Annotated in this window: 3 protein-coding genes; 1 reads left to right on the top strand and 2 read right to left on the bottom strand. The window is 38.4% G+C overall.

Going from position 1 to position 3449, the window contains the following annotated elements; translation table 11 throughout:
• Positions 1-1661: cation:proton antiporter domain-containing protein (locus tag ACY65O_RS01220; RefSeq protein ID WP_462219024.1), on the bottom strand; the 1661-nt coding region annotated here is incomplete at its 3' end.
• 156 nt (positions 1662-1817) lie between these two features.
• On the bottom strand, positions 1818-2546 hold the full coding sequence (locus ACY65O_RS01215) for a hypothetical protein (protein WP_462219023.1): 729 nt from the start codon (positions 2544-2546) through the stop codon (positions 1818-1820).
• 185 nt (positions 2547-2731) lie between these two features.
• Between ACY65O_RS01215 and ACY65O_RS01210 the strand changes: the two genes are divergently transcribed.
• A complete protein-coding gene (locus ACY65O_RS01210; protein ID WP_462219022.1) occupies positions 2732-3238 on the top strand; it encodes a YybH family protein in 507 nt (168 codons plus the stop codon).
• The last annotated feature ends 211 nt before the right edge of the window (positions 3239-3449 follow it).

Raw genomic sequence — 3449 nt, 5'->3', positions numbered from 1 at the left:
CTGGTTTTTTTTATAAAGCTGTTGGCTATACGCAATAATGCCCGCCCACGTTCAGCATGGTTAAAGGAGATGAGAATATTGAACTGCCCTGCTGCTTTTGTCTTTTTTTCGGCAGCGTATTTACTGCGGAACACCCAGCCAATCAGGTCGAGTGCAGGGCCCGTCATAAAAGTGGTAACCAATGCCATTATTACCATCATGGCAAACAGTTCGGGTTTTAATACGCCCAGGTCGTAACCAATATTCAGCACTACCAGTTCCATTAATCCACGGGTGTTCATCAACGCACCAATTATTAAACTGTTCTTCCAGCTTTGGCCTACAAATTTTGCAGCCACAGCGCTGCCAATAAATTTTCCGGTTACGGCTACTATTATAATAAGGGCAGTTATCTTCCACAAATACGGATCGTTCAACAAACCAATTTGTGTACGCAGGCCGGTAAATACAAAAAACAAAGGCAGCAACACCACCAGCGCAATGTCTTCCACTTTTTCTACAAACATTTTTCTAAACCTTGCATTATCGGGCATTATAGCACCGGCCATAAAAGCACCAAACAATGCATGTATGCCAATTACCTCGGTGGCATAGGCCGACATGATGAGTGTTAAAAAGAACAGTGCAATAATACCTTTGCTGATATTTTCTTTTTCGGTGTACAGCTCACCCACACGTTTTAAAAAGGGGCGTATTATTTTTATCATCAGCAATACATAAGCAACAGCCAGTGCAATAGTATATAAAGCACTTACAAATGAGCCTGCTTTTACAATGGCAATTACGGCGGCCAGTATGCACCATGCAGTAATATCATCGGCAGCGGCACAGGTAATTACAATGGTGCCTAATCTTGTTTTATGTATGCCCCGTTCCTGTATAATACGTGCCAGTACAGGAAAGGCGGTAATGCTTAGTGATATGCCGGTAAATAATGCAAAGGATGCAAAGTTTATTCCTTCCGGTGCAAAATGCGGATAAATAAAATAGGCAAGGCCAATACCCAATGCAAAGGGAAAGATGATACTGGCATGGCTGATAACAACTGCTTCGTGTGCTTTATTCTTCAGTATTTTTAAATCGAGTTCCATACCTACCACAAACATAAAAAGTATTAACCCTATCTGGCTTAAGAATTGCAAATTGCCCAGCGATTGCGGTGGAAATAAAAATGCACTGAAGCCGGGAAAATATAAACCCACCAATGAAGGGCCTAATACAATACCCGCCACGATTTCGCCTATCACCGATGGCTGACCTATTTTTTTACATATCCAGCCAAACAATCGGGCCACCAGTATAATGGTAATGATCTGCGCCAGCAATAAAGCCAGGGGATGGCTTAAATTATTTACCAGCGCATCAATAAAATCCTGCCACTTATTTTTTCCTGCTGCTGTTACGGTAACGTTTCTGCCCTGCTGCAGTTTTGCACCCAGCAACAGCCCCCAATAGATGAGTGCAGAAAAACCGCCGATAACAAAAAAGTAAAATAGACTGTTTTTAATACGTTTCATGTTGCTGCTGCATGGCACAAATTGCAAGCCATTGTTTGCAACATACCAAAAAAATAATGCACTTCTCCATAAAATTTTTAATAGCAGGCATTTAAAACTGCTGATTAAATACCCGGCATTTACTTTGTACCTTAAGCTTAACACAAATTTATCACAGCTTTTTTTAAAATTAAGAATACGCACATTGCATGGCTGTATAGAGGTTATTATATTCTTATCGGATTACCTTTTTAGCAACATGCCCGGGAAGTTGCTACGGAGAAAACCTAAGCAATATACTGTGATAATTAATTTTAGCATTTATACATATAATTGCTGCCGGTGTTCACTAAAAAAAATTTTACGTTTAGATTTTTGTAAAACTTTCATGGTTACCTCACTGCCATCGGCTGCATATTCCTGCTGGTACACCTGAAAAAAATTATTTACGCCTTTTGAATGCAATTGGTTGTAAAAAAGAGTAGCATAGTTTACCACTTCATTTATCAGCTTACTGATTTTTACCGCAGGAATTTTTCCGGTAAGGCTTAACGGATGAATAGCTGCACGGTATAAGGCTTCGTTCCTTATCTTATTACCAACACCGCTAAATATAGCCTGGTCCATTAACACCTCATCAATGGTTTTATGTGCCTGTTTTTTTAAAAGTGTTTTTATGTAGGCTTTATCAAAGTTGCGGCTAAGGATATCAGTACGCCAGTCATATATTTCCTTTAATGGTTTTTGCAGCTTAATAGCTTTAACCACATACCCGTTTATTTCGCCGGTGGCAAATTCCAGGAAAAAAGAACGGTTTACTTTTTTTCTTTCATTAATAAGTATATCACCAAATAAGCCCAGGTGCACCCTAACGGTACCCGTAGAAAATACAAATAATAAATGCTTACCCCAGGTAATAATATCTATCAGTTTTTTTCCTTTTATCCATGCTGCAGACATGGCCCCGTAACCACCTGCTTTTTTTACAAGTTTGCCTTTAAAAGGCAGTAGTTGCTCTTTCAGGTGCAGTATAGAAGGTCCTTCGGGCATACGCTGTTTTTTAGACTATGTAAATTAATTATTAAAGATGATTTTAAAGCGATTTGTGAATCAATAACTTCATCTATAAATTTTTTATTTTTGTAAAAAGTAATCACTACTACTAAAATACCCACCACCCATATTGCATAAACCAAATAATACTTTTACATTTACCATCAACTAAAAACAAAAAAATGAAAAAAACCCTTTTACCAGCCTTAGCCTTTTGTGTTGTTCTTTTTTCCTGTAATAATAATGCTGCAAAAACTGAAACAGCCTCAACAGAAACAACCACATCCACTTTTAATTTAGACTCCGTTAAAACAGCCATTGCAGCCGGTAATGCAACTTTTGGCAGCGGTTTTGCCAATGGAGATTCTGCAGCTTTTGTAAGCCATTACACCAGCGATGCCTGCATTAGCCCCAGCAACATGCCTAAAATGTGTGGTACAGCTGCTATTGCTGCATATTTTAACGGTGGTTATAAAATGGGCATCCGGGATGTTAAAATAACTACTGCCGAAGTAATGGGTGGTAAAGATGCAGTGGTAGAAACAGGTACCTATGAAATATTTGCCGATAAAAATATGTCGCTTGATAAGGGCAAATTTATAGTTATCTGGAAAGAAGAAAATGGTAAATGGAAAATACACCGTGATATCTGGAACAGCGATATGCCTGCTGCAGCACCAGCTAAATAATTACAGCAATTTTATTTATAAAAAACCGGCACTTTATAATGCCGGTTTTTTATTTCTTTTAAACTTATGCTGGTTTGTTTTCCTGTTTTTCCGGATTTTTCAATTTTTACATATCATCACGGATTATCCCTTGGATAAATAAACCGAACAGAATCGGACAATACAGCCGAACCAAAAAAACCAATTGCCCCCGGTATTTTAGAGTTTATAA

It is taken from the genome of Ferruginibacter sp. (genome assembly GCF_031430955.1).
GTDB lineage: Bacteria > Bacteroidota > Bacteroidia > Chitinophagales > Chitinophagaceae > Ferruginibacter.
This window is presented reverse-complemented; position numbering and strand designations above follow the sequence as displayed.